General features: G+C 69.8%; 20 protein-coding genes and 1 tRNA gene. 14 read left to right on the plus strand and 7 right to left on the minus strand.

Annotated elements, in window-relative coordinates; translation table 11 throughout:
* The first annotated feature begins 106 nt into the window (after positions 1-106).
* Positions 107-1390: an ISL3 family transposase gene (locus DPQ65_RS00885; protein WP_114905511.1), complete on the plus strand. Its 1284-nt coding sequence runs from the start codon at positions 107-109 to the stop codon at positions 1388-1390.
* A 140-nt stretch (positions 1391-1530) separates the two neighbouring features.
* Here DPQ65_RS00885 and DPQ65_RS00890 read toward each other — a convergent pair whose 3' ends face one another.
* Both DPQ65_RS00890 and selD read right to left on the minus strand, forming a co-directional pair.
* Positions 1531-1899: a hypothetical protein gene (locus tag DPQ65_RS00890; RefSeq protein WP_114905512.1), complete on the minus strand. Its 369-nt coding sequence runs from the start codon at positions 1897-1899 to the stop codon at positions 1531-1533.
* Positions 1900-2348: 449 nt separating this feature from the next.
* A complete protein-coding gene (selD, locus tag DPQ65_RS00895; RefSeq protein WP_114905513.1) occupies positions 2349-3353 on the minus strand; it encodes a selenide, water dikinase SelD in 1005 nt (334 codons plus the stop codon).
* A gap of 37 nt (positions 3354-3390) precedes the next feature.
* Between selD and DPQ65_RS00900 the strand changes: the two genes are divergently transcribed.
* From DPQ65_RS00900 to DPQ65_RS00930, 5 genes are all read left to right on the plus strand, one after another.
* A tRNA-Sec gene (locus DPQ65_RS00900) sits at positions 3391-3486 on the plus strand.
* A 58-nt stretch (positions 3487-3544) separates the two neighbouring features.
* Entirely contained in the window at positions 3545-5437 is a 1893-nt protein-coding gene (locus DPQ65_RS00905) for a SelB domain-containing protein (protein WP_114905514.1), read from the plus strand.
* Positions 5438-6183: 746 nt separating this feature from the next.
* Positions 6184-7131 carry a serine protein kinase RIO gene (locus DPQ65_RS00915; protein ID WP_114905516.1) on the plus strand — a complete coding sequence of 316 codons (948 nt, stop codon included), beginning with the start codon at positions 6184-6186 and terminating at the stop codon, positions 7129-7131.
* A gap of 122 nt (positions 7132-7253) precedes the next feature.
* A complete protein-coding gene (locus DPQ65_RS00920; protein ID WP_114905517.1) occupies positions 7254-9182 on the plus strand; it encodes a CocE/NonD family hydrolase in 1929 nt (642 codons plus the stop codon).
* Between the two features lie 279 nt (positions 9183-9461).
* On the plus strand, positions 9462-10712 hold the full coding sequence (locus DPQ65_RS00930; RefSeq protein ID WP_114905519.1) for an MFS transporter: 1251 nt from the start codon (positions 9462-9464) through the stop codon (positions 10710-10712).
* Positions 10713-10944: 232 nt separating this feature from the next.
* Here the strand turns inward: DPQ65_RS00930 and DPQ65_RS00935 are convergent, their stop codons facing one another.
* From DPQ65_RS00935 to DPQ65_RS00950, 4 genes are all read right to left on the minus strand, one after another.
* Positions 10945-12963: a diacylglycerol kinase family protein gene (locus DPQ65_RS00935; RefSeq protein ID WP_114905520.1), complete on the minus strand. Its 2019-nt coding sequence runs from the start codon at positions 12961-12963 to the stop codon at positions 10945-10947.
* 4 nt (positions 12964-12967) lie between these two features.
* Entirely contained in the window at positions 12968-14833 is a 1866-nt protein-coding gene (dxs, locus tag DPQ65_RS00940) for a 1-deoxy-D-xylulose-5-phosphate synthase (RefSeq protein WP_114905521.1), read from the minus strand.
* Between the two features lie 152 nt (positions 14834-14985).
* Complete coding sequence (locus DPQ65_RS00945) at positions 14986-15345, minus strand: hypothetical protein (protein WP_114905522.1); 360 nt, start codon at positions 15343-15345, stop codon at positions 14986-14988.
* A gap of 40 nt (positions 15346-15385) precedes the next feature.
* Positions 15386-16942: a SulP family inorganic anion transporter gene (locus tag DPQ65_RS00950; RefSeq protein ID WP_114905523.1), complete on the minus strand. Its 1557-nt coding sequence runs from the start codon at positions 16940-16942 to the stop codon at positions 15386-15388.
* A gap of 160 nt (positions 16943-17102) precedes the next feature.
* Between DPQ65_RS00950 and DPQ65_RS15435 the strand changes: the two genes are divergently transcribed.
* The 7 genes from DPQ65_RS15435 (at position 17103) to DPQ65_RS00980 (ending at position 23381) form a co-directional block, all read left to right on the plus strand.
* Entirely contained in the window at positions 17103-17258 is a 156-nt protein-coding gene (locus DPQ65_RS15435; RefSeq protein WP_162801944.1) for a hypothetical protein, read from the plus strand.
* Positions 17255-18847, plus strand: a complete 1593-nt coding sequence (locus tag DPQ65_RS00955) for a peptide chain release factor 3 (RefSeq protein ID WP_114905524.1) — start codon at positions 17255-17257, stop codon at positions 18845-18847. The genes DPQ65_RS15435 and DPQ65_RS00955 overlap by 4 nt, the downstream gene beginning before the upstream one ends.
* A complete protein-coding gene (locus DPQ65_RS00960; protein WP_202862959.1) occupies positions 18844-19245 on the plus strand; it encodes a MerR family transcriptional regulator in 402 nt (133 codons plus the stop codon). Before DPQ65_RS00955 ends, DPQ65_RS00960 begins: the two co-directional genes overlap by 4 nt.
* Before the next feature lie 227 nt (positions 19246-19472).
* Positions 19473-20462 carry a siderophore ABC transporter substrate-binding protein gene (locus DPQ65_RS00965; RefSeq protein WP_114905525.1) on the plus strand — a complete coding sequence of 330 codons (990 nt, stop codon included), beginning with the start codon at positions 19473-19475 and terminating at the stop codon, positions 20460-20462.
* Positions 20463-20509: 47 nt separating this feature from the next.
* On the plus strand, positions 20510-21478 hold the full coding sequence (locus DPQ65_RS00970) for an ABC transporter permease (protein ID WP_114905526.1): 969 nt from the start codon (positions 20510-20512) through the stop codon (positions 21476-21478).
* Entirely contained in the window at positions 21475-22518 is a 1044-nt protein-coding gene (locus DPQ65_RS00975) for an iron chelate uptake ABC transporter family permease subunit (protein WP_202862960.1), read from the plus strand. The genes DPQ65_RS00970 and DPQ65_RS00975 overlap by 4 nt, the downstream gene beginning before the upstream one ends.
* Positions 22515-23381: an iron ABC transporter ATP-binding protein gene (locus tag DPQ65_RS00980; RefSeq protein ID WP_114905527.1), complete on the plus strand. Its 867-nt coding sequence runs from the start codon at positions 22515-22517 to the stop codon at positions 23379-23381. The genes DPQ65_RS00975 and DPQ65_RS00980 overlap by 4 nt, the downstream gene beginning before the upstream one ends.
* On the opposite strand, the gene DPQ65_RS00985 is transcribed toward DPQ65_RS00980, so the two are convergent.
* Positions 23368-24153: a helix-turn-helix transcriptional regulator gene (locus tag DPQ65_RS00985; protein WP_162801945.1), complete on the minus strand. Its 786-nt coding sequence runs from the start codon at positions 24151-24153 to the stop codon at positions 23368-23370. The two genes, DPQ65_RS00980 and DPQ65_RS00985, sit on opposite strands and share 14 nt — an antisense overlap.
* 83 nt (positions 24154-24236) lie before the next feature.
* Between DPQ65_RS00985 and folE the strand changes: the two genes are divergently transcribed.
* Complete coding sequence (gene folE / locus DPQ65_RS00990; protein WP_114905528.1) at positions 24237-24824, plus strand: GTP cyclohydrolase I FolE; 588 nt, start codon at positions 24237-24239, stop codon at positions 24822-24824.
* Positions 24825-24833: the final 9 nt, after the last annotated feature.

A 24833-nucleotide genomic window follows, 5' to 3' on the forward strand; every position in this document is an offset into this window, starting at 1 on the left:
AGGCAAGACATCGCGCGAGATCAAACGCTGCCTGAAACGCTACGTCGCCCGAGACCTCTACCGACTCCTCGAGCACAGGCCGGCCCAGCCAACCGCTTGACAGACCATAGGAGCGTCCACCTTCACCCGCCTGGACGACCTCGGCCTGGAAGTGACCGGCCAGCGCCTCGAACCTCATCGTGCGGTGCTCGCCTGCCGGGTCGTGGACCCGGACGACTGGTGCCGGCGGTGCGGATGCCAGGGTGTCCCGCGCGACACGGTGACGAGGGAGCTGGCGCACGAGCCGTTCGGGTGGCGCCCCACGACCCTGCTGGTGACGGTCCGCCGGTACCGGTGCACCGAGTGCTCGCACGTGTGGCGCCAGGACACCACCGCAGCGGCTGAGCCACGGGCCAAGATCTCCCGCGCCGGGCTGCGGTGGGGCCTGGTCGGGATCGTGGTCCAGCACCTGTCCATGGCCCGCGTCGCCGAAGGGCTCGCGGTGTCGTGGAACACGGCCAACGACGCGGTCCTGGCCGAAGGCAGGCGCCTGCTGATCGACAACCCGGCGCGCCTCGACGGCGTCCGCGTGGTCGGGGTCGACGAGCACGTGTGGCGGCACACCCGCAAGGGCGACAAATACGTGACCGTGATCATCGACCTCACCCCGGTGCGCGAGGGCACCGGTCCCGCGCGGCTGCTGGACGTGGTCGAGGGCCGCAGCAAGAAGGCGTTCAAGGACTGGCTGGCCGACCGTGACCAGGCCTGGCGCGGCGGGGTCGAGGCCGTGGCCATGGACGGTTTCACGGGGTTCAAGACGGCCGCGGCCGAGGAACTGCCCGACGCGGTGGCCGTGATGGATCCTTTCCACACGGTCCGGTTGGCCGGGGAGGCGCTGGATGAGTGCCGGCGCCGGGTGCAGCAGGAGCTGCACGGGCACCGTGGCCGCAAGGGTGACCCGCTCTACTCGGCGCGGCGGACCCTGCACACCGGCGCGGACCTGCTCACCGACCGGCAGCACGAGCGGATCGAGAAACTCTTCGCCATCGAGCAGCACGCCGAGGTCGAGTGCACCTGGGGCATCTATCAGCGGATGATCCACGCCTACCGCGAGACCGACAAGGCCACCGGCCGGGCGGAAATGGCCGCGGTCATCCAGGCCCTGGGCACCGGTGTCCCTGAGCGGCTGGTCGAGCTGCGCAAGCTCGGCCGCACCCTGGCCCGGCGGGTCTGCGACGTCCTGGCCTATTTCGAGCGGCCCCGCACCAGCAACGGACCCAGCGAGGCGATCAACGGCCGCCTTGAGCACCTGCGCGGACTGGCCCTGGGCTTCCGCAACCTCGCCCACTACATCGCCCGAGCACTGCTCGAGGCCGGCGGATTCAGGCCCCAACTACACCCTCATCTGTGAAGAGCCGGTAATGTGACGAAACCGTCCATCGAGCAGGAACCAGGCAGGAGACATCCCAACATCGACGCGAGCGACTCGCGGCATGTGCGGATACTTACTCGTCCAGCCTGCGATGAGCGCAGCTGGCTGCGCCCCGAAGGTCAGCCGACGAGGTCCTCAAGTGTCGGCTCAGGGCACTTCTCGAGCATGCGGGGGCCTTGGTCTGGTGGTACCGCGGCGTGAGGGTTCCAGGTCTCGACGTTTGTCCCCACAGCCGCGGCACGGTGTGCCTCCACGAACACGTCCTCGGAGGGCGGCTCAGGGACCGTTATCCCTTCGGCTTCTAGACAGGCTGCGACCTCCAGGTTGAGCGCGAAGTATGCCCGGATCTCGGCATCGCTGAGTGGCTGATAAGTCGGCAGCGGCCCCGCTTCCAGCGTGCATGCGTCGAGATCCTGGTTGTATCGTTCGCCAACCTCGGGTCCGGGATCCACACCGTCGTAGGTGATGCCTCCGCCATCATCAGTCAACTTAACTGGCCAACCTCGCTCAGTCAGGCACGACATCACGCTGGTCTGGAAATCATTCGCACGTTCGATCTCTGCCGACCGCGGCTCAGTCTCACCTGTGCCAACAGATTCTTCTGAGGCATCACTCGAGCAACCACTCACGACCAGCACCACTGCTAGCGCGCCAACACGGAGCGATCTGGACCACATAGATATCCTCCTTGGTCAGGGTTCGAGACCCACCCATCACGCCCGAGCGCCAATTCTGGGCGAGCAGTGCCCAGCACTGACTCCCACACTATGGGCGGTCCCTCCGAATACCGTCCGACTCTCGGCAGTTGAGTGCTGTCACGACCATCAGCAAGCAGAGCGCTCAGGGCGCGGATCCATCACATTCCGCTTCGTCAGTGCGCTGCTCTCGACGCTCGAGTCCGCTGACGTGCGTTACGAGACCAGGGCTCCCCACGCCCTCACGCGACCGCGACCAGCACACCCTCGCCCAGGCTGCCTGCCGACACCGTCTCCCCCACCACCGGTGCGCCCGGGATCTCTCCCACCACGAGCAGACCGCCAGAGGTCTGGGCGTCGGCCAGCAGGATCAGCTCGTCCTCCCCGACACCTAGGGTCGACAGGTGCGGACGCACCCAGTCCAGGTTGCGTCGGGACCCGCCCGGCACATGACCGGCGGCGAGCGCCTCACGGGACTCCGCGACATACGGCACCGCAGCGGCATCGACCCGGGCGGCGACGCCGGAGGCCCGGCACATCTTGTAGAGATGCCCCAGGAGCCCGAAGCCGGTGACATCCGTCGCCGCCCTCACCCCTGCCGCCAGGGCGGCGCGGGAGGCGTCCCTGTTGAGCGCGACCATGCTCTCGACCGCCTCGGTGCTCACCTCGCCGGTGGTCTTGTGCCGGTTGTTGAGCACGCCCACTCCCAGCGGCTTGGTGAGTGAGATCGGCAGTCCGGGTTCGGCCGCGTCGTTGCGCATGAGCCGAGCGGGGTCAGCAGTTCCGGTGACCGCCATGCCGAACATAGGCTCGGGCCCGTCGATGCTGTGCCCGCCGATCACCGGGCAGCCGGCCTGGGACGCCACGTCCAGGCCACCGCGCAGCACCTCCCGCAGGAGCTCGGTCGGCAGCGCCTCGCGGGGCCAGGCCACGAGGTTGATCGCCATGACCGGCGTGCCGCCCATCGCGTAGATGTCCGACAGGGCGTTGGCCGCAGCAATCCTGCCCCAGTCGTAGGCGTCGTCGATCACCGGCGTGAAGAAGTCGGCCGTGGACAGCAACGCCGTCCCGCCCTCGATCCGCACCGCCGCCGCGTCGTCACCGTCGTCCAGCCCGACGAGCACCTCGGCGGTGGGCGAGGGGATCGAGCCGTGCAGCCCGGCGACGATCTGCTCCAGCTCGCCGGCCGGGATCTTGCACGCGCAGCCGCCGCCGCGCGCGAACTGGGTCAGCCGAGTCGGATCCATGTCCTCACCGTATGTCGTGGCGACTAGGCTGCGAGGCGGAGGCGTCTGGGTTCCTGGTGGGCCCCCCGGTCTTCAACACCGGTGAGGCCGAGCAGCTCGGTCTGGCGGGTTCGATTCCCGTCCGCCTCCGCCACACGTCCCCGATCACGGGAGTATGCCGGATGGTCCCGGCGGGAAGGGAGCGCGGGAGGATGCCGGTCGGTCCCGACAGGGAGGCAGCGCGGGTGAAGCGGGTGCTCGCCACCGCCGGCCACGTCGACCACGGCAAGTCGACGCTGGTGAGGGCGCTCACCGGCCGCGACCCCGACCGCCTCGCCCAGGAGAAGGACCGGGGCCTGACCATCGAGCTCGGCTTCGCCTGGACGACGCTGCCCAGCGGTGTGGACGTCGCGCTGGTCGACGTGCCCGGTCACCAGCGCTTCATCGGCACCACCCTCGCCGGCCTCGGTCCGGCCTCCGCCGTGCTGTTCGTGGTCGCTGCTGACCAGGGATGGCAGGCCCAGAGCTCCGAGCACCTGGCCGCAGTCCGTGCCCTGGGCATCCGGGATGGTGTGCTCGTGCTGACCCGCTGCGACCTGGCGGACCCCGACCGGCAGCGAGCGGTCCAGGAGGAGGCCCGGCGCCACCTCAGCGCGGCCGGCCTGACCCTGCCGGCGTGCCCCGTCTCGGCCGTGACGGGCGAGGGCATGGATGCACTGCGGGTGGCCCTCGACGATCTCGTGGATCGGATGCCTGCCCCCGACCCGGCGGCACCGGTGCGGCTGTGGTGCGACCGCTCGTTCACCGTGCCCGGCGCCGGCACCGTCGTCACCGGGACCCTCGGCGCCGGCACCCTGCGGACCGGCGACCACCTCACCCTGCTCTCCGGCGACCGTTCCCGCGAGGTGGTCGTCAGGGGCCTGCACAGCGAGGACGTCGCCCACGACGTCGTCGGGCCGGTGTCCCGGGTGGCAGTCAACCTGCGGCGCACCGAGACCGAGCTGGCCGGCCGCGCCTCGGTCCTGTTCACCCCCGGCGCGTATGCCGTGGCGCAGGTCATCGACGTCGCGCTCACCTCCATGGACGCCGGGCTGGCGCAGCCGGCGCGTCCGGACCTGCACCGTGCAATCCCTCCGGAGCAGGCCGTCCTGCACGTCGGGACCGCGTCGCTCTCAGCGCACGTGCGGCCGCTCGACGACGGACGGCACGCCCGGGTGACCGTGTCGGCTCCCGTGCCATGGCACGTGGGCGACCTGGCGATCCTGCGCGACCCCGGAGACCGACGCCTGTGGTCGATCCGCGTGCTGGACGTCGACCCCCTGCCGTTGCGGCGGCGCGGCGCAGCGGCCCGCCGAGCCGCGGCACTGGCAGAGAGCGGAGACCCTGCCGGCACCAGACTGCGGTCCCGCTCGGCGGTGCACCCGGACGTCCTGGCCCGGCTGGGTCTGCCCGAACCGGCCGGCGGCATCCGGATCGGCGGGTGGCTGGTCGACCCGGCGGCGCTCGAGGACTGGGTCGAGCGGCTGGCCGGGTTGCTGCGGGACCACCACGCACAGCACCCGCTGAGCCACGGCATACCGCTGGCTGCCGCGGCCCGCGGGCTGAGCCTGCCGGACCATCTGCGTCCGGTCGACGACGGCGGGTCCCTCCCCCGCGACCTGCCCGATCCTGCCCCCGACCTCGTGCGCTACCTGGCCCGGGCCGCCGGGCTGCGGGTCGCGGGCGGTCGGGTCCACGCCCCCGGCTCCGATGGTCTCGGCGCCGCGGAGGCCGCGGTGGCACGCGTCGAGACGCGACTGCGCGAGGATCCGTTCGCTGCACCGGACCGCGATGAGCTCGCCGACCTGGGGCTGGGCGCCACCGAGCTCGCCGCCGCGGCGCGCACCGGGCGGCTCCTGCGGTTGACCGGCGACGTCGTGCTGCTGCCCGACGGGCCCGCCCGGGCGATGCGTGAGCTCGTGACGCTGGAGCAGCCGTTCACCCTCAGCGCCGCCCGGCAGGCGCTGGGCACCACCCGCCGGGTGGCCGTGCCGCTCCTGGAGCACCTGGACGGGCGCGGGTGGACCCGCCGCCTCGACGGCCAGCTCCGCCAGGTCTCCCCCTAATTTTGGGGAGGTTTGGACCACCTCGCGCGCTTTTTGGGGACGTTTGGCCCGCCTCGGCTCGCGCGCGCTTTTGGGGACGTTTGGACCGGGACCGCCCCGCTCTCCTGGCGGACATTCGGCCCCTGGACGGTCCGCTTGCGTGTCATGCGGTTTCGGTGTGGCGATAGTCAGGCTGTGGCCCGAATGCTGCAGGACCGAGATCGCATGACAGAGCACAGGACGGCTCAGGTGGCGCCCGAGGACCTGCCACGCGGCTCGAGCAGCCGCAGCGGCCCGGCAGTCAGCGTGCGATGACGGCCGAACGCTCGGCAGGTGATGCCGCACGGCCAGCGGGCTCTGCAGGTGGCGCAGCACGGCCTGCGGGCTCTGCAGGTGGCGCAGCACGGCCAGTGGGCTCTGCAGGTGACGTCAAATAGCGCATCAAATGCCGAGCTCAAACTGGGTCAACGCCGAATGCAGAGCCTGGGTGAGACATCGCCGCATGGTGCGATGGTCAGACTCATCACGTGAGGGCCGACCTAGTGGGGTCCATTCCCGCACGACCGTTGACCCAGTGGGGTCCAGCCGCGGCGCAGGCGCCAATAACCCGTTGCGGCGGCGCGGTGTCCTGCGCGACCCTGGCACACGACATACGGCAGTTGCCGTGGCCACGGGACCGCTCGACGGCCCCTGAGGAGAGGAGCAGGACATGTTCACGACTGTCTCCGGTGTGCCCACCAGCCACCTTCCCTCTCTCAGGAGCTCACGTGCACGCACAGCACCAGGACCTCGCGTCCGCCCGTAACACCCAGCGCCCCACCGAGCGCACCCCACACCACCCGACCGGCCAGCGCGCCGACGACATCGACCCCTTCTTCGTCTTCGACTATGTCCCGATCGACGGCCCCGACGACACCCCGCGCGACGGGGACGGCGGGGGCGCCGAGGACACCACCGAGGACCAACGGTTCACCACCTACTGGGACGTCGACAAGGGCTGCCGCGGACCGGCGCCCGTGCCCGACTGGGTCGTCACCGACTCCGGCGCCATCGACACCGACCTCGGCGTGCTCAAGACCGGCAAGGAGGCCGACGTCTTCCTCCTGGAGCGCACCGCCCCCGACGGCACCGGCATCGTCATGGCAGCCAAGCGCTACCGCGACCTCGACCACCGCAGCTTCCGCCGCAGCGGTGTCTACACCGAGAGCCGCACCGCCCGCCGCAGCCGCGACCGACGTGCTCTGACCCGCAAGTCCAGCTACGGTCGCTCGGTCGCCGCCGTCCAGTGGGCGATCGCCGAGTGGGACGCCCTCTGCCGCTACTGGTCCGCCGGGCTGCCGGTCCCCTACCCGGTCCAGGTCGATGGCACCGAGATCCTGATGGAGCTCATCGAGTATGCCGACACGCCAGCCCCCAGACTGGCGCAGGTCAGGCCTGGGCCGGACCTGCTGGAGGAGTACTTCGAGCAGCTCGGCACCGCGATCTCGGTGATGGCCGGCGAGGGACTCGCCCACGGCGACCTGTCCGCCTACAACATCCTGGCCGCCGGTGAGCGGCTGGTGATCATCGACCTGCCGCAGGTCATCGACCTGATCGCCAACCCCAACGGCCCGGAGCTGCTCATGCGGGACTGCCGCAATGTCTGCTCCTGGTTCCAGGCACGCGGCCTCGACGTCGACCCCCAGGTGCTGTTCGAGGAGGTCAAGCCGGTGTGAACAACCCTGGACTCCCGTGATCCCTTCTGCCACACTGCGCTTCGAGGGCACAAGGGTCCGTGGCCTTTCCGCAAGCGCCAGAACCTTGGCGGACACACCGTCGTGCACACCAGAGGATCTTCATGAGAACCCGACTGATCGCCCTGCTCGGATCGCTGGCCGTGGTGGCTCCCGCCGCCCTCGTCAGCATCCCCGTCGCCTCCGCCACTCCTGCCGCACAGCCGGCTCCCGTCGCCGCTCCGGTCATGCTCCCTGCAAGTGTGCCCACACTGGAGGACGGGCTCAGCGCACGGGTCTATGACTACGGCGACGCCATCCGGGAGTCGGTGTGGGTGACTGCCCCTGACCTGGACGGCGACGGTGTCGCGGACCAGATCGCGGTGGACATCATCCGCCCTGCGGAGCTCGCCGGCACCGCCCAGGTGCCGGTCATCATGGACGCCAGCCCCTACTACCTGTGCTGCGGGCGCGGCAACGAGGCTGAGTTGAAGGAGTACGACGAGGACGGGGTCATCAGCAAGTTCCCGCTCTACTACGACAACTACTTCGTGCCGCGTGGCTACGCCTTCGTGGCGGTCGACATGGCCGGTACCGGCCGTTCCACGGGGTGCACAGATCAGGGTGGCGTCTCGGACATCGAGTCGGTCCGGGCCGTCATCGACTGGCTCAACGGCGACGGCACCGCGACCACGGCCTCCGGCGAGGTTGTCAATGCCACCTGGAGCAACGGCCGCACCGGCATGATCGGCAAGTCCTATGACGGGACGCTGGCCAACGGGGTCGCGGCCACCGGGGTGGAGGGACTGGAGACGATCGTCCCGATCGCCGCGATCAGTTCGTGGTACGACTACAACCGCTACCAGGACGTCCCCAAGTCCTACAACTACCCCTCGGGGCTGTCCCGCACGGTCGCCCGGAACCGCACCGAGCCGGTGGACTGCTCCGAGCGGCTGGCCTGGATGAACGACAACGACGGCGACGAGACGGGTCAGTACACCGACTTCTGGGCCGAGCGTGACTACCGCGACGGCTCCCACTACGACGCCTCCCAGGTGACCGCGAGCGCGCTCATCATGCACGGCCTGCAGGACACCAACGTCAAGACCCGGAACTTCTCCACCTGGTGGGACGTGCTGGGTGAGCAGGGGGTGGACCGCAAGCTGTTCCTGACCCGTCTCGGCCACGTCGATCCGTTCGACTCCGAGCGGGAGGTGTGGGTCGAGACCCTGCACCGGTGGTTCGACCACGAGCTGATGGACATCGACAACGGCATCCTCGACGAGCCGATCGTCAGCGTCGAGACCGGACCGGATGAGTGGCAGCACTCCGACCAGTGGCCCATTGTCTCGGCACGCACCCAGCGGCTGAACCTGCACGGTGACGGCACCCTGGAGCTCGGGCGCAAGGGCAACGGCACCTCGTCCTTCGTCAACTCCCCCACGCTGCGCGAGGCTCAGGCCGTCCTGCCCGGCGACAACGACAACCGGCTGCTCTTCACCAGTGGCACCCTCAGGCACCCCGTCCGCCTGTCCGGGACGGCCAGCGTCGAACTGGACATCACCCACACTGCTGAGACCGGCCAGGTCGGTGTGGCCCTCGTCGACTATGGCGAGGCGGAGCGGGTGCTCACCACCGGCGACGGTGCGATCACCCTCGGGACGGAGTCCTGCTGGGGTGCCTCCACCCCCGAGGACGACGCCTGCTATCGCGACGTCGGCAAGCGCGTCGACAGCACCGACCTGCAGGTGCTCGCCCGTGGCTGGGCTCGCCTGGACGGGGCCGGTCAGCACAGCGTCACCGTCGAGCTGGCGCCCAATGACGTCACCGTCGAGGCCGGTCACCAGCTCGGCGTGCTGGTGGTGGGTGCCAACCGTGGCTGGGTGGTGACCCTGGATGGCGACGCCACGCCCTATGAGGTCGACCTGCGCAACTCCCACCTCAACCTGCCGGTAAGCGGCCCGATGGCCGGGTTCGGTCGCGGCCAGGTCATCGCCCCGGAGATCACCGAGGGCACCCTGGCGGTGCCCGACGCGCACCAGTTGCCGCGCTGAGCCGAACGGGCAGTGGGGCCCTCAGTCGGGGTCACACTGCCCGCCGGGCGGGGCCCCAGTCTGGGTCTCACTGCCCGCCGGGCGGGGCTGGGTCTCACTGCCCGCCGGGCGGGCCTGGGTCTCACTGCCCGCCGGGCGGGGCCCCAGTCTGGGTCTCACTACCCGCCGGGCGGGGCCCTCAGCCAAGGTCCCACTGCCCCCGGCGGGGGCCCCTGCCCGGGACGAGTGGAGAGCAACCCGGTCCCTGGGCGATGAGAGGCGACCTGTTTGACTGGCCCCATGACCAGGGGCGCGGGGGTGTTCAGCTATCCGGCCTTCGTGCGGCTGTGGATTTCCGACACCGCCAAGTGGTTGGGAGTGTTCACCTCCGGACTCGCACTGCAGCTCCTGCTCATCGAGACGCTCGCGGCGGACCAGGTGGAGCTCGGTCTGGTCCGCTCGGCCCAGTGGTTGCCGATGCTGTTGTTCGGGCTGGTCGCGGGGGTGCTCATCGACCGGGTGCGCCGCCAACCGGTGCTGGTCCTGGGCGACGGAGTGTGCGCCCTGGCCTTCGGCGCCATCGGGGTGCTGGGGCTGCTGGACCTTCTGACCGTGCCGCTGGTCGCCGGGCTGGTGTTCGTCGCGGGCACGGCCTCGCTGTCCGCGACCGCGGCCCACCAGTCGTTCCTGCCCCGCCTGGTGCCCACCTCCTTGCTGTCGCGGGCCAACGCCCGCATCGAACAGTCCATGACAGCGGCCGAGGCCGTGGGGCCGCTGCTGGCCGGCGTCCTCGTGCGTGTGGCGTCGGCACCCTTGGCGATCCTGGTCAACGCGGGCACCTACGCGGTGTCCGCGCTGGTGCTCTCCTCCATCCGCGTCACCGAGCCAGCACCGGCTGCTGGCACGGACCGCCACCTGTGGCGGGAGCTGCGCGAGGGCGCCCGCTGGGTCTATCGGCACCCGACATTGCGTCCCTATGCATTGGGCCTGCACACCTGGTTCTTCTTCAACTCGGCGGTGATGACCATCCTGGTCTTCTATGCCTCTGAGGAGCTCGGGCTGGGGCCGGTGGCGATCGGCCTGGTCCTGGCCTGCGCGGGAGTGACGGGGGTCGCCGCCGCCGGGCTGACCCCACGGGCCGCGGACCGGTTCGGCGCCGGCCCGGTGATGTGCGCGGCCACCTGGCTGGCCCCGCTGGCCTTCCTGCTGGCCGCACTGGCGCCCGAGGGGAGCGCCGGGCTGTCGGTCCTCATCGCCGGTCAGCTGATCTACGGCGTGAGCAACGGGTTGCGTGGGCCGCTGGAGATGAGCTATCGCAACGCCGTCACCCCCGACCGGCTGCGCGCCCGGATGAACTCCACGATCCGGTCCCTCAACTGGGGCACGATCACCGTCTCGGCACCGCTGGCCGGGTGGTTCGCCGTCACCTTCGGCAACCGGCCGACGATCCTGGTCTGTGTGGCGGGCCTGGTGGTGGCCGCGCTGATCCCGACGTTGTCCCCGTTCCGGACTGTGCGGATGCCCGAGGACGAGCCGGAACCGGTCAACTGACAGCGCCTGCCGGTTCTGAGAGCCTGTCATGACGGGCTCCAAGAAGCGGCAGGCGCTCCAAGAGCAAGGCAGCAGACCGATCAGGTCCCGCTCGCGTGGAGCCCGTCGGAGCAGTAGAGCCGCTCGCGGACACATCCGGATCGCGACCAATCTCGCCGCGACCGCAGCACGGAGCTGCTCCAGACCCTCGTCCGAGACCAGGCCGAGCGCGTGCGCCCGAGCAGCCGTCCACCTAGCCCGACCCGGACACCGCGACCGCAGCACGGACCTGCTCCAGACCCTCGTCCGAGATCAGGCCGAGCGCGTGCGCCCGGGTCGCCGCCTCGGCATAGGTGTCGAAGAGCCAGATCCCGTCCGCCGCAAGCGACTCGCCCACCTCAGGACCCTGCTGGGTGACGTTGTGGATGAAGACCGCCCGCACGTGCTCCGGGTCGCGGGCCAGCATGGCGCGGCCGACGTCGACGTCGGCCTGGCCGTTGTCGCCGATGAAGACGACCTCGCACTCGGGGAACAGCAGGCGTGAACGGTCGAAGTTGATCATCTTGCGCTCGGCGATGCGGCCCTTGGTCGCCAGGTTGAGGATGTGGCCCGTCATCACCGAGTGCGCCGGGAGCCCCAGGCCGGACAGCCCGTTGCGGGTGTAGCCCTCGACGAGCCCCCGGGGATCACTGGGGCGGGCAGTGATGAAGGTGAGGTCGCCGGGCCGACCCGGCGCCAGCGCTGCGCCTCGGTCCAGGGCGTGCAGGAACTCGGCGACGCCGGGGTAGACACTCCCCCGCGGATAGCGCTTGTCGTGCAGCATGCAGACGACCGTGTCGTCGATGTCGCTCAAGATGCGCAGGTCGGGCGAGTCATAGCCGGCCGCCTCCCGGGCGATGTGGGTCAGGATCTCCGCCCGGACCGCTTCGTCGTCGATGTCGTCGAACACGAGGTGGTCCAGGTCGTGATGGTTGCCGGCCGTGTTGGTCAGGCTCTTGAACAGCCCCAGCTCCTCGCCGTGCAGCGACAGGATGACATCACGGATCGCGTGCTCGTGACTGTCCGGCGTCGGTCCCTTGTGCAGGGCGTGGACGAGCCGGGCCAGCGTCGGGACCGAGAGGTGCTGACGACGCTCTCGGACCAGCAGGTGGAGCAGCTCCCTGCGGTGGTCGGGCCCCAGCCACCGGTCATCGATCTTGCGCACCAGAGCGGTCAGATCGAGCTCACCGAGCAGCTCATCCAGCTGCTCGGGGGGCGTATGCCGTAGCAACCGGAGGATGCGCCGCTCACCTCCGCGTCTGGTCCAGCCGCGCATCAGGCCGGCGATCTCGCTCGCCCTGGCAGAGCGCGGGGTCCGGACGAGCAGGGCACGCTCCTCGACCGTCGCATCCACCTCGAGCACGTCGGGGTGGGGGTCGCCGTCGATCTGGATGGTAACCGGGTCCTCGCTGAAGACCCGCAGGTTGCTGCCCTGCCGGAAGGAGAGCCCAGGGACCTCTCGACCCAGGCCGAACACGCCCTGGAGTGCGATGGGTGCCCAGTGCAGCACAGAGCGCGGGGCCACCTGCACCAGGTCGAGCAGCCCGTCGTCCAACTCGGCGTCCGCGGCGACCGTGATGCCGGCCGGGATGAGTCCGCAGTTGCTCACCAGCATGCTCCAGGCGGCCACGTCCTCCCGGGCGGCTCCGTCGACCTCGACCCGCAGCGGGAGCAGGGGCCTGGCAAGGTGGCGCAGCCCGGGCTCGAAGTAGGCGAGCCAGCTGATCCAGCGCTTGAGGTCCTGCCGGGTGGCTGCCACCGTCGCGGCATCGTGCCCGATCCCGACGAGGACCAGGAAGTGGTGCTCGGGTGACTCGACCGGACCGGCAGGACCCAGCTGCACATAGCGGACGCGGCCGATGTCCAGCTCTCGCGTGCCGCCCTGCAGCGCGACCCGCACCATCTCCTGCACCCGGCGTCGCGGGAGCCCCACGTTGCGGGCAAAGAGGTTGGCGGTGCCCAGGGGCAGGATGCCCAGCGGCACCCCGGTCCCGGCGAGCACACCGGCCACCTGGCGCACCGTGCCGTCTCCCCCGCCGACGACCACCAGCTCGGCGCCCTCGTCCAGCGCATGTCGGGCCTGCTCGGCCCCCGGCTGATGGACCGTCGTGTAGTGCACGACCGGGTCCGGCCAGCCCAGCACCCGGCAGATGCGGTGCAGTTCGGCCTGGGCCGCCCAGGCACGATCAGCGGTCGGGTTGAGCACTGCCGCCACCCGAGTGCTCCCGGCCATGGGGTCAGTCGCGCAACCGGTCGATCAGCGAGGTCGCGATCGTGTCGGGTGTCAGCCCGATCCGCTCCAGGACCTGGCCCCGGGAGCCGTGGTCCAGAAACTGCTTGGGTATGCCGTAGGTCCAGACCGGCGTCCGGGCGCCGGTCGCGCGCATCCTGGCGGTGAGCGCCGCCCCGATGCCGTTGTCCACCAGGTTGTCCTCGATGACCGCGACCGCGGGGGCGGCCGAGGTCAGCTCCAGGAGGTCCTCGCTCACCGGGAGCACCCAGCGCGGGTCCACGACCTTGACCGAGACGCCCTGGGCACCCAACTTCTCGGCGACCTCGTCTGCGGTGCCGGCCATCGACCCGATGGAGACCAGCAGCAGGTCCGGGTCCTGGGCCTCCCGCAGGATGTCGACCGCACCGTGGGCGCCGACGGCCTGGATCGGTTCGGCCACCGTGCCCTTCGGGAAGCGCAGGACCGAGGGAGCGTCCTCGATGGCGACCGCCTCGCGCAGGGCGGCGCGGATCTGGGCACCGTCGCGGGGCGCGGCCAGGTGCAGCCCGGGCACGATGGACAGCAGTGCCATGTCCCACATGCCGTTGTGGCTCGCGCCGTCGGTGCCGGTCACGCCCGCGCGGTCCAGCACGAAGGTGACCCCCTGCTTGTGCAGGGCGCAGTCCATCAACAACTGGTCGAAGGCGCGGTTGAGGAAGGTGGCATAGATCGCCACGACCGGGTGCAGGCCGGCGAAGGAGAGCCCGGCGGCCATGGTGACCGCGTGCTGCTCGGCGATGCCGACGTCGAAGACCCGGTCGGGGTGCTCCTCAGCGAAGCCGGACAGCCCCACCGGGATCAGCATCGAGGCGGTCAGGGCCACGATGTCCGTGCGCTGCTCGGCGAGCTCGAGCAGCTCGTCACTGAACTCATCGGTCCAGGAACGTCCGGACAGCTCGAGCGGCAACCCGGTCTCGGGGTTGATCACGCCGACGGCATGGAACCGGTCGGCCTCGTCGGTGATCGCAGGGGTGTAGCCGTGCCCCTTCTCGGTGATCACGTGCACCAGGACCACACCGCCGAAGTCGTGGGCCAGCTGCAGCGCGTTCTCCACGGCAGGCAGGTCGTGCCCGTCGATGGGACCGAGATACTTCAGCCCCAGGTCCTCGAACATCCCCTGCGGGCTGACGATGTCCTTGATGCCCTTCTTGACGCCGTGGAGCGTGTCATACATCCGGGCGCCGACGACGGGCGTGCGGTGCAGCACGCGCTTGCCCCAGGACAGGACGTTCTCGTAGTTGCGGGTGGCGCGCAGCGAGGCCAGGTAGTCGGCCATCCCGCCGATCGTGGGGGCGTAGGACCGTTCGTTGTCATTGACCACGATGACCAGGGGCAGGTCGGGGTTGGCGGCGATGTTGTTGAGCGCCTCCCAGGCCATCCCGCCGGTGAGTGCCCCGTCGCCGATCACCGCGACCGTGTGCCGATCGGTCTCGCCGCGCAGCTTGCGGCCGGTCGCGATGCCGATCGCCCAGGACAGCGAGGTGGAGGCGTGGCTGTTCTCGACGACGTCGTGGCGGGACTCGGCGCGGCTGGGGTAGCCGGAGAGCCCACCCTGCTTGCGCAGGGTGCCGAAGTCGTGCCGGCCGGTGAGCAGCTTGTGCACGTAGGACTGGTGACCGGTGTCGAAGACCACCGCGTCGCGGGGGCTGTCGAACACCCGGTGGATGGCCAGGGTCAGCTCGATAACGCCCAGGTTGGGCCCGAGGTGGCCACCGGTGCGAGAGACAGAGTCGACCAGGAAGGCCCGGATCTCCTCGGCGAGGTCGAGGAGCTGCGTCGGCGACAGCCGTCGGAGATCGGCTGGTCCGGCGATGGTGCTGAGCAGACCCACGATGCGTTGGCGCCCTTTCCGTGGAACGACGTGTCCTCGCACGGCAGGTCCGGCGAGGACGTGGCAACCGAGTCTACGACCACTTGCCCTCCGGGACCTTCCGGGCCGCGCTGCCGACACCCGATGCACACAGAACTCTCACGACCAGACCGTCACGTCCGGATCGGTGCCCGCACCCGCATCGCCTCGAGCAGCAGCTCCGCGCTGCGCAGGGCCGCGCGCAGCCGCAGCCCCTCCTGGGTCAGTGAACCGAGCACATCGCCGAGCGAGCCCGGAGGCAGCAGCGGCCCCAGGTCGGCACGAACATCGCGCCACGCTCCCCTCATCGCGTCCAGCTCGGCCCGCAGGTGGCGCACCGTGATCCAGGCCAGCGCCACCGGGTGTCGGCGCCACGCACGGTAGGCGCGGTAGTCGGCCGGGCACTGGTCGAGCAGCCAGGCGACCGCGGCCTCCTCCCATCCAGGCACACCCGTGGGCGGCACACGCTCTGGCCATCCGGGCGGTCCTGACATACGAACAAGTGTACGACACCGATCGGGCGTCGCGCCGAGGTCAGTGCCCGTTGCCGAGCTGTCCGCTGAGTCGGCGGTGCCGGTGCGCCGAGGACCTGTTGAGACCGGCGATCTCTACGGTCTTGCCGTGGCGTGCGTACTTGGTCTCGATGGCATCGAGGGCCGCGACGGTGGAGGCGTCCCAGATGTGGCTGTCGGACAGGTCGATGATGACCCTGTCTGGGTCGCCGGCGTAGTCGAACTGGTAGACGAGGTCGTTGCTGGTGGCGAAGAACAGCTCACCGCTGACCTTGTAGACGCGCACGTCCGTGGTGCCGTCATCGTCCACGTCCTGTTCGGTGACAGCCGCGACGGACGCAAAGTGCGCGACCCGGCGGGCAAACAGGACCATGGCGGTCACCACGCCGGTGATGACGCCGTAGGCGAGGTTGTGGGTCACCACGGTGACAGCGACGGTGAGCAGGAGGACGAGATTCTCGCTGTGCGGCATCCGGCGCAGCGTCGCGGGATGGATGCTGTGCCAGTCGAAGGTGGCGACGGAGACCATGATCATCACGGCGACCAGGGCCGCCATCGGGATCATGCCCACCGCTGGCCCGGCGAGCAGCACGAGGGCCAGCAGGAAGACACCGGCCAGGAAGGTGGAGATCCGGGTGCGCGCACCGGAGACCTTCACGTTGATCATGGTCTGCCCGATCATCGCGCAGCCGCCCATGCCGCCGAAGACGCCGGAGAGCATGTTGGCCACACCCTGCCCCCAGCCCTCGCGGGTCTTGTCGGAGTGGGTGTCGGTGATGCCGTCAACGAGCTTGGCGGTCATCAACGACTCGAGCAGGCCGACCAGGGCCATCGCCAGGGCGAACGGACCGATGATCTGCAGCGTCTCCAGGGTCAGCGGCACGTCCGGGATCAGCAGCTGGGGCAAGGAGGTCGGCAGCTCGCCCTGGTCGGCCACGTCGGGCAGCTCCCAGCCGGCGGTCCACATCAAGGTGGTGATCGCCAGGATCGCGACCAGCGGTGCCGGCACGAGGGTGGTCACCTTGGGCAGGGCCACCATGATCAGGATGCCGAGCACGACCAACGGGTAGACCAACCACGGCACGTCGATCAGGTAGGGGAGCTGAGCGGTGAAGATCAGGATGGCCAGGGCGTTGACGAAGCCGACCATCACCATCCGCGGGATGAACCGCATCAGCTTGGCCACCCCCAGGACGGCCAGCACGATCTGCAGGACACCGGCCAGGATCACGGTCGCCAGGAAGTAGTCGAGTCCGTGCTCCCGCGCGAGCGGGGCGATGACCAGCGCGATCGCGCCCGTGGCAGCGCTGATCATGGCAGGTCGCCCACCGACAAAGGCGATCGTCACCGCCATGACGAAACTTGAGAACAGCCCGACGCGCGGGTCGACCCCGGCGATCACCGAGAACGAGATCGCCTCCGGGATCAGCGCCAGCGCGACCACCAACCCCGCCAGCACCTCGGTGCGCAGCCGCCGCGGGTTGCGCAGGGCAGCGCGTGTGGACGTCTCCCGCTCCCCCGCCTCAGGCACGACCTGGACGGACGACTCCTGGGGGAGGGTGGTCGCGTGCTCGGTCATAGGACTCCTTGAGGGCAGGGCGGCATGGGGCGAAGATCTGGGGCGACGACGACGTTGGGGTGCCGTGGAAGCGTGAGCCGGGGCGGCTCGACACAGAGGAAGCGACGGCTGCACGCCGTCGCTGCACCACTAACTCTACCGCAGCGTTAGAGTGTCACCTGTGTCCCCCCTGTTCCTCGCCCGGAAGACCCCCGCCCCGGGGCACCTGATTGACCCGGAGCTCACGTCTGGCCGCACCCACCCACCGAGGGCGGCCCTGATGGCCGTGACCACCACCGACCTGGTCGCCGGAGTGCGGCCACAGGAGCACTCATGACCCAGGACGTGGCCGCCGAGGCGGCCCGACGCCGCACCTTCGCGGTGATCTCACACCCGGACGCCGGCAAGTCGACCCTCACGGAAGCCCTTGCCCTGCACGCCTCCGCGATCGCGGAGGCAGGCTCGGTGCACGGGAAAGGATCCCGGCGCGGCGTGGTCTCGGACTGGCTCGCGATGGAGCAGGCGCGCGGCATCTCGATCACCTCGGCCGCCCTGCAGTTCACCCTCGAGGACGTGGTGCTCAACCTGCTGGACACCCCCGGGCACGCAGACTTCTCGGAGGACACCTATCGAGTTCTCTCCGCCGTCGACTGCGCCGTCATGCTGCTGGATGCCGCCAAGGGGCTGGAACCACAGACCCTCAAACTGTTCGAGGCCTGCCGCGCACGACGCACGCCGGTGATCACCGTGATCAACAAGTGGGACCGCCCCGGCCAGGAGCCGCTGGCCCTGCTGGATGAGATCGAGCAGCGGCTCGGCATCGTGCCCACCCCGCTGAACTGGCCGGTCGGCACTGCCGGTGACTTCCGCGGCGTCATGGACCCAGCCACCGGGGGCATGACGCAGTTCACCCGCACCCCGGGCGGCGCCACAGTCGCCCACCGTGAGGCACTGGACGCCGAGGAGGCGGACCGGCGCCACGGCCTGGACTGGGAGCGCGCCTCCGAAGAGCTGGAGCTGCTCTCCTCCTCGGGCCAGACCCACGACCAGGACGCCTTCCTGGCCGCGCGCACCACCCCGGTCCTGTTCACCGCCGCGGTCCTCAACTATGGCGTGGCCGAGCTCCTGGACGCGGTGACCAGGCTGGCTCCCGCCCCCGGCGCCTGGGCCGACGTGGCGGGCCGGACCCGACCGGTGGACGCGGCATTCTCCGGCTTCGTCTTCAAGGTGCAGACCGGCATGGACCCGGCCCACCGCGACCGGGTGGCGTTCATGCGGGTGTGCTCCGGCCGGTTTGAGCGTGGCACGGTGCTCACCCACTCCGGGACCGGGCGCCCCTTCCAGACCAAGTACGCCCAGTCCGTGTTCGGGCGGGAGCGCGAGACGATCGACGAGGCCTTCCCCGGCGACGTCGTCGGCCTGGTCAACGCTCACACCCTGCACGTCGGGGACACCCTGCACAGCAGCCCTCCCGTCACCTACCCGCCGCTGCCCAGGTTCGAGCCGGAGCACTTCGCCGTCATCCGCCCCCGGGACAGTGCACGTGCCAAGCAGTTCCGTCGCGGCATCCAACTCCTCGACCAGGAGGGGGTCGTGCAGGTGCTCGTCTCCGACCGGCGCGGCGCGCAGGCTCCCGTGCTGGCCGCCGTGGGCCCGATGCAGTTCGAGGTCGCCACACACCGCCTCGAGCACGAGTTCGGCGCCCAGACCATCCTGGAGCCACTGTCCTACTCCGTCGCCCGACGCACCACGTCACGCGCCGCGCCCGCTGTCGACACCACTCAGGGGGCCGAGGTGCTGGAACGCTCGGACGGCACCCTGCTCGCCCTGTTCGTGAGCCGCTGGCGCATGGGCACCGTGGAGTCCAACCTGCCCGCAGGTAGCCTGCTGCCCATGTTCGGCGCCCCAGACCAGGATGTTGCGTGACTCACCCCCCGGAGCAGGTCGTGCACATTGGTGAGGTGGCTGAGCGCACCGGCCTGTCCCACCGCACCATTCGCTACTACGAGGAGATGGGTCTGATCACCCCCTCGGGGCGCACCGAGGGCGGGTTCCGGCTCTATGCCGATGACGACATCGACCGTCTGCTGCTGATCAAGCCGATGAAGCCACTCGGCTTCACCATCGAACAGATCCGGGACCTGCTGACGGCACTGGACATCCTCGACGGCACGGACAGCACCGCGGAGCAGCGAGCCGGCGCCCGCGCGGTCGTGAGCCAGACGCACACCAGCACCAGGACCCGGATCACTGAACTCAAGGAGGCCACGGCGCGGGCCGAGGCCTTCACCAGGCGGCTGGCTCAGGAGATGCAGCCTGACTGAGCCTCGCGCCGACGCGGCCAGGTAGCCGTCATGGAAGACGACCAGGGCGAGGAGCGGGTTCAGGGCCATCGGCTCATCAGGGCGGCCCCGGTTCATCAGGGCGGCGGCCGGTCTGAGCGCGCATGCCACGGTGTGAGATATACAACACGGCAACGTTTGATAAATGACGCACGGGCTGGTTAGGTGAGGCTAACCAAAGCCTTCCACACGCATCGGAGTCGCAGCCCATGACATCCCGGACCTCCATCCGCACCCGCACCCTGGCCACCAGCCTCACGCTCACCGCGGCGCTCGCGCTGAGCGCGTGCGGCTCCGACTCACAGGCCGATGGTGGCGACGAGGCCGCGGGTGAGACCGTGTCCATCACCGATGCGCAGGGCCGCACGGTCGAGGTTCCGGCCAACCCGGAGGTCGTCGTGACGACCGACTGGAGCGTGGCCCGCACCCTGTCCGACCTGGACATCGAGGTGGACGCGGCCCCGGTCTCCAACTCGGCTCTGCCCGAGGACCTCTCGGAGTACGACGGCGGAGACATCCCGACGGTGGGCACTGTCAAGGAGCCGGACTACGAGGCCATCAACGAGCTCGAGCCCGACCTGATCATCATCGGCTCCCGGACTGGCAGCCCGGAGGTCCTCGCCGAGATGGAGAAGATCTCTCCGGTCGTCATCGACATGTCCGTCCGCTTCGAGGAGCCCGCCGAGCAGCTTCCGACGACGCAGGAGCGCGTCGTGCAGCTCGGCTCGATCTTCGGCAAGGAGGCCGAGGCCCAGGAGCTGATGGACGACCTGGTGAGCCAGGTCGAAGAGGTCGGGGCGCAGGCGGCCGACAGCGGGGACACCGCCCTGTTCGTGCAGGTCTCGGGAGGCACGGCCAGCGCCTACGGACCGGGCTCCCGCTTCGGCATCGTCTATGACGCCTTCGGCTACACCGACACCGGGGCCCCGGTCGATGAGGACGGCTCGCACGGGCAGGAGATCAGCCAGGAGTTCTTCACCGAGTACAACCCCGGTGTGCTGCTGGTCCTGGACCGCGCCGCGGCGATCGGCTCGGACGAGGCCCCGGCCCTGGACGTGCTGAACAACGACCTGGTCAACACCACCGATGCCGCGGCCAACGACAAGATCCAGCTGGTTGACGGCTTCTCCTGGTACATCGCGAACGCCGCTCCCAGCTCGATCCAGCAGATGATCGACGACGTCAAGGCGACCCTCTGAGCGCGACCACGACCACCCGCCCCGCCCCGGCGACCAGCCGGGGCGGGGTGCGTCCTGTCCACCTGTGGATCGGCGTCGCCGTCCTGGCCGTGGGTGGCTATCTGTCCCTGGGCATCGGCGCCGCCAGCAGTGTCGGTGTCGCCGACCTGTTCCCGCCGACCGCGCAGGACTGGCACCTGCTGGCGACCTCGCGCATCCCCCGCCTGATGGCCATTCTCCTGGCCGGCGCCTCGTTGTCGGTGGCCGGCCTCATCATGCAGCGCATCACCGCCAACCGCTTCGTCTCCCCCAGCACCTCCGGCACCGTCGAGGCGGCCGTGCTCGGGATCCTCATCGCCACGATGTTCTTCAACTCGACCTCGTTGACGATCAAGATGCTGATCGCGATCGGCACGGCGATCCTGGGCACGATGATCTTCTTGCAGATGCTGCAGCGCATCCAGCACCGGGAGGGCATCGTGGTCGCCCTGGTGGGGCTGATGTACGGCGGCGTCCTGGCAGCCATCACCACCTTCGTGGCCTACCAGCGCGACATGGTGCAGTTCCTCGACATCTGGACGACCGGCTCGTTCTCCGGGATCCTCGAGGGCCGCTACGAACCGCTCTACACGGTCCTGGTGGTCGGTGTGATCGGCTACCTGTTCGCCGACCGGTTCACGGTCATCGGGATGGGCGAGTCGTTCGCCACCAACCTCGGCCTGAACTACCAGCGCATCCTCTATGTCGGCCTGATTGTGGTCTCGGTGATGGCCGCCGTCGTGGTGGTGGTCGTCGGCGCGATCCCCTTCCTCGGGCTGATCGTCCCCAACGTGGTCACCCTGCTGATGGGCGACAACGTCAAGAAGGTGCTGCCGGTCAGCGCCCTGGCCGGTGCGGCCTTCGTGCTGGCCTGCGATGTGGTCGGCCGCGTCGTCATCCACCCCTACGAGCTCCCGGTCGCCACCATCGCCGGAGCCATCGGTGGTGTGGTCTTCATCTGGCTCATCCTCCGCTCGGCCAAGGGAGCTGCCGTATGACGACGCTCCAGTCCCTGCGCGAGCGCGCCTCGGCGCGCGGCCAGTCCGCGACCCGCCCTGCCCACACCTCCGCCGAGGAGGCCCGGCGGCGGCGCCGGATCACGGTGACCCTCGGCATACTGGCCGTCCTGTGCCTGGCCGGGATCATCGCCTACCTGACCTATGACGTGCGCGGCTCCTGGGACTACGCGATGGATCTGCGCGGTCGCCAGGTCGGCTCCCTCGTGGTCGTCGGCGCGGCGGTCGGCGCCTCCAGCCTGGTCTTCCAGACGATCGCCGGCAGCCGGATCCTGACGCCGAGCGTGATGGGCTTCGACGCGCTCTACCTGCTGGTGCAGACGATCGTCGTCTTCTTCTTCGGCGGCACGGCCTTCATGATGATGGGCGTCGGTGAGCGGTTCCTGCTCAACACGGTGGTACTGACGGTCTTCGGCCTGCTGCTGTTCCGGTGGCTGTTCGGGCGCAACAGCCGCAACCTGCTGGTGCTCGTGCTGGTCGGCATCGTGATCGGCTCCCTGTTCGGCTCACTGACCTCGCTGGCCTCCCGCGTGCTCAGCCCCGACGACTTCCTGACCCTGCAGGACGTCATGTTCGCCAGCTTCAACACGGTCGACGGGGCGCTGCTGTGGGTCGCCGCGGCAGTGTGCGCCGTGGGAGTGGTGGCGCTGGTGCCGCTGCTGCGCTACCTCGACGTGGTCGACCTCGGCCACGACAACGCGGTGGCCCTCGGCGCCCCCTACCACCGGGTCGTCACCCTGACCCTGGCCGTGGTCACCGTGCTGGTGGCGGTCTCCACCGCCCTGGTGGGGCCGATGCTCTTCCTCGGTCTCATCGTGGCCAACCTGGCCCGACAGATCATCCCGACCCACCGGCATACTGAGCTGGTGCTGGGGTCCATGCTGGTCGGGGTGCTCTGCACCGTGGGAGGCCAGTTCGTGGTCGGCCACCTGATGGACAACGGCACCACGCTCAGCGTCGTCGTCAACCTGGTGGGCGGCATCTATTTCATCCTGCTCCTGATGAGGACGGTCAAGCTGTGATCACTGTGCGCAACGTCAGCCACCGCTACGACAAGCAGGTGGTGCTCAACGAGGTCGGACTCACCCTCCCCGTCGGAGAACTCACCTCGATCGTCGGGGCCAACGGCGCGGGCAAGTCGACCCTGCTCTCGGTGGTCAGCCGCCTCATCAAGCCCGAGAGCGGGACCGTCTTCATCGATGACCTGGACGTGCAGACCGCCGGTGACGACGCGATCTCCCGTCGGCTGGCGGTGCTGCGCCAGGACAACCGGATCTCGGCCCGACTGACCGTGGTGGACCTGGTCCGCTTCGGCCGCTTCCCCTACAGCAAGGGACGCCTGACGCCGGAGGACCACCGGCTGGTCGACGAGGCCCTGGACTACCTGGACCTGCAGCCGTTCCGCGACCGGTTCCTCGACCAGCTCTCCGGCGGCCAGCGGCAGCGCGCCTACATCGCGATGATCCTGGCGCAGGACACCGACTACATCCTGCTCGATGAGCCGCTCAACAACCTCGACATGAAGCACTCGTCCTCGATGATGACGCTGCTGCGCCGGGCGGCCGACGAGCTGGGCAAGACGATCGTGCTGGTGCTGCACGACATCAACTTCGCCTCCTGCTACTCCGACCACATCGTGGCGATGCGCGACGGAGAGGTGATCGTCCAGGGCACGCCGACGCAGATCATGCGGCGCGACGTGCTGCGCGAGGTCTTCGACATGGACATCCACGTGCAGGACCTCAATGGGGTGCGGCTCGGGATCTTCTGGACCACTGGCGCCCCGGTCGGGCCGGGGCCGCTCGCCGCTGAGGCGGGCGACACCACCCGTGACGAGGACGGTGCGCGGAGAGTGGCCGAGCCCGCGTCGATCACGATCCGCTAGCCGCGGCCCCAGTCAGCCGCACACAACACCGACCCGGCGCCGGGTCGAGGCGGGCGCTGAGGCACGCCGGGGCCAGCTCCTCGGACAGCCCCTCCAGCAGGGCCAGGTTCATGCCACACACCAGTTGGGTGTGCCGTTGCGCGAGCGCGTGAAACGGGCAGTTCGCCAGCATCACCTGGTTGTCCTCGATCCGCGGTTCGTAGCCGTGGCGCTCCAGGACCGAGGACACGCGGGCCAGGGCGGCTGCGGCGTCAGCATCGGTGGTGATGTCGGCAGCAACGGTGCCAGGCGCCCCACCCACCGCCTCACGGGCCAGGGCGACGCCGCGGGCCGAGGCCACCTCGTGCAGCACGTCCTGCACCGGCCGGCCGTCATCGCTCGCCTGCTCGACCGCCGCGGCGAGCAGCTCACCGGCCAGAGCGTACTCCCGGGGAGGCAGGGAGAGCGCCACCTCCTCCCTGCTCGCGCGGTAGACCTTGGCTGGCCGACCGGCACCCGGTCCGGTGCGCCCGCCGAGGCGCTGGTAGTCCACGCTCAGCAGCCCGTCGTCCGCCAGCCGGTCGAGGTGGAACTTCACCGTGTGGTGGGCGATCCCGGTGGCCTCGGCGACCTCCTCGCGGCCCACGGGCTCGTCCCGGCGGCAGACGTACCGGTACAACTCGCGGCGCACCGGCTCGTTCAGCGACGCGATGCCGCTGACGGCGCGTCCGAAGGGGTCAGCCGGTCCGCTCGCGGTGCCGCCCGGGCCCGCGGGGTCCTCGTGCGGTGCCATCAACACTCCCTCTTGCGATCCGTCTCCAACAGGTCTAACGTCAACCATACTCTCCGTTAGAAGCGCCGTCCAGGAGGACCCAGGTGACGACATACTCAGAGCTCTCCCCCAGCCCGGTGCCACATGCCGTGGACCGGCTCGAGGAGGCGACCCGGGCCGCGGCCGCCTTCCTCGCGGCACTCGGTGTCGACTGCGACAGCGAGAGCATGGCGCGCAGCCCCCGGCGGATGGCCCAGGCCTACGCCGCGATGCTCACTGCGCGGCCCTTCGAGATGACGACCTTCGACAACGACGAGGGCTACGACGAGCTGGTCCTGGTGCGCGCCATCCCGGTCCAGTCCGTCTGCGAGCACCACCTGCTGCCGTTCACCGGCATCGCGCACATCGGCTACCTGCCGGGTTCGCGCATCCTGGGCCTGTCCAAGTTCGCCCGCGTCGTGGAGCTGTTCGCCCGCCGCCCCCAGGTGCAGGAGCGGCTCACCCAGCAGATCGCGGACTGGATCGACACGGAGCTCGCCCCGTGTGGCGTCAGCGTCGTGATCGAGGCCGAGCACACCTGCATGACCTTGCGAGGCGTCCGCGCCCGGGGCACCACCACCCGCACCAGCGCGTTGCGCGGCACCCTGCGCGACCCCGCCCAACGCGCCGAGTTCCTCACCCTCATCACCTAGGAGCACCTC

Source organism: Ornithinimicrobium murale (assembly GCF_003352835.1).
GTDB classification, from domain to species: domain Bacteria; phylum Actinomycetota; class Actinomycetes; order Actinomycetales; family Dermatophilaceae; genus Ornithinicoccus; species Ornithinicoccus muralis.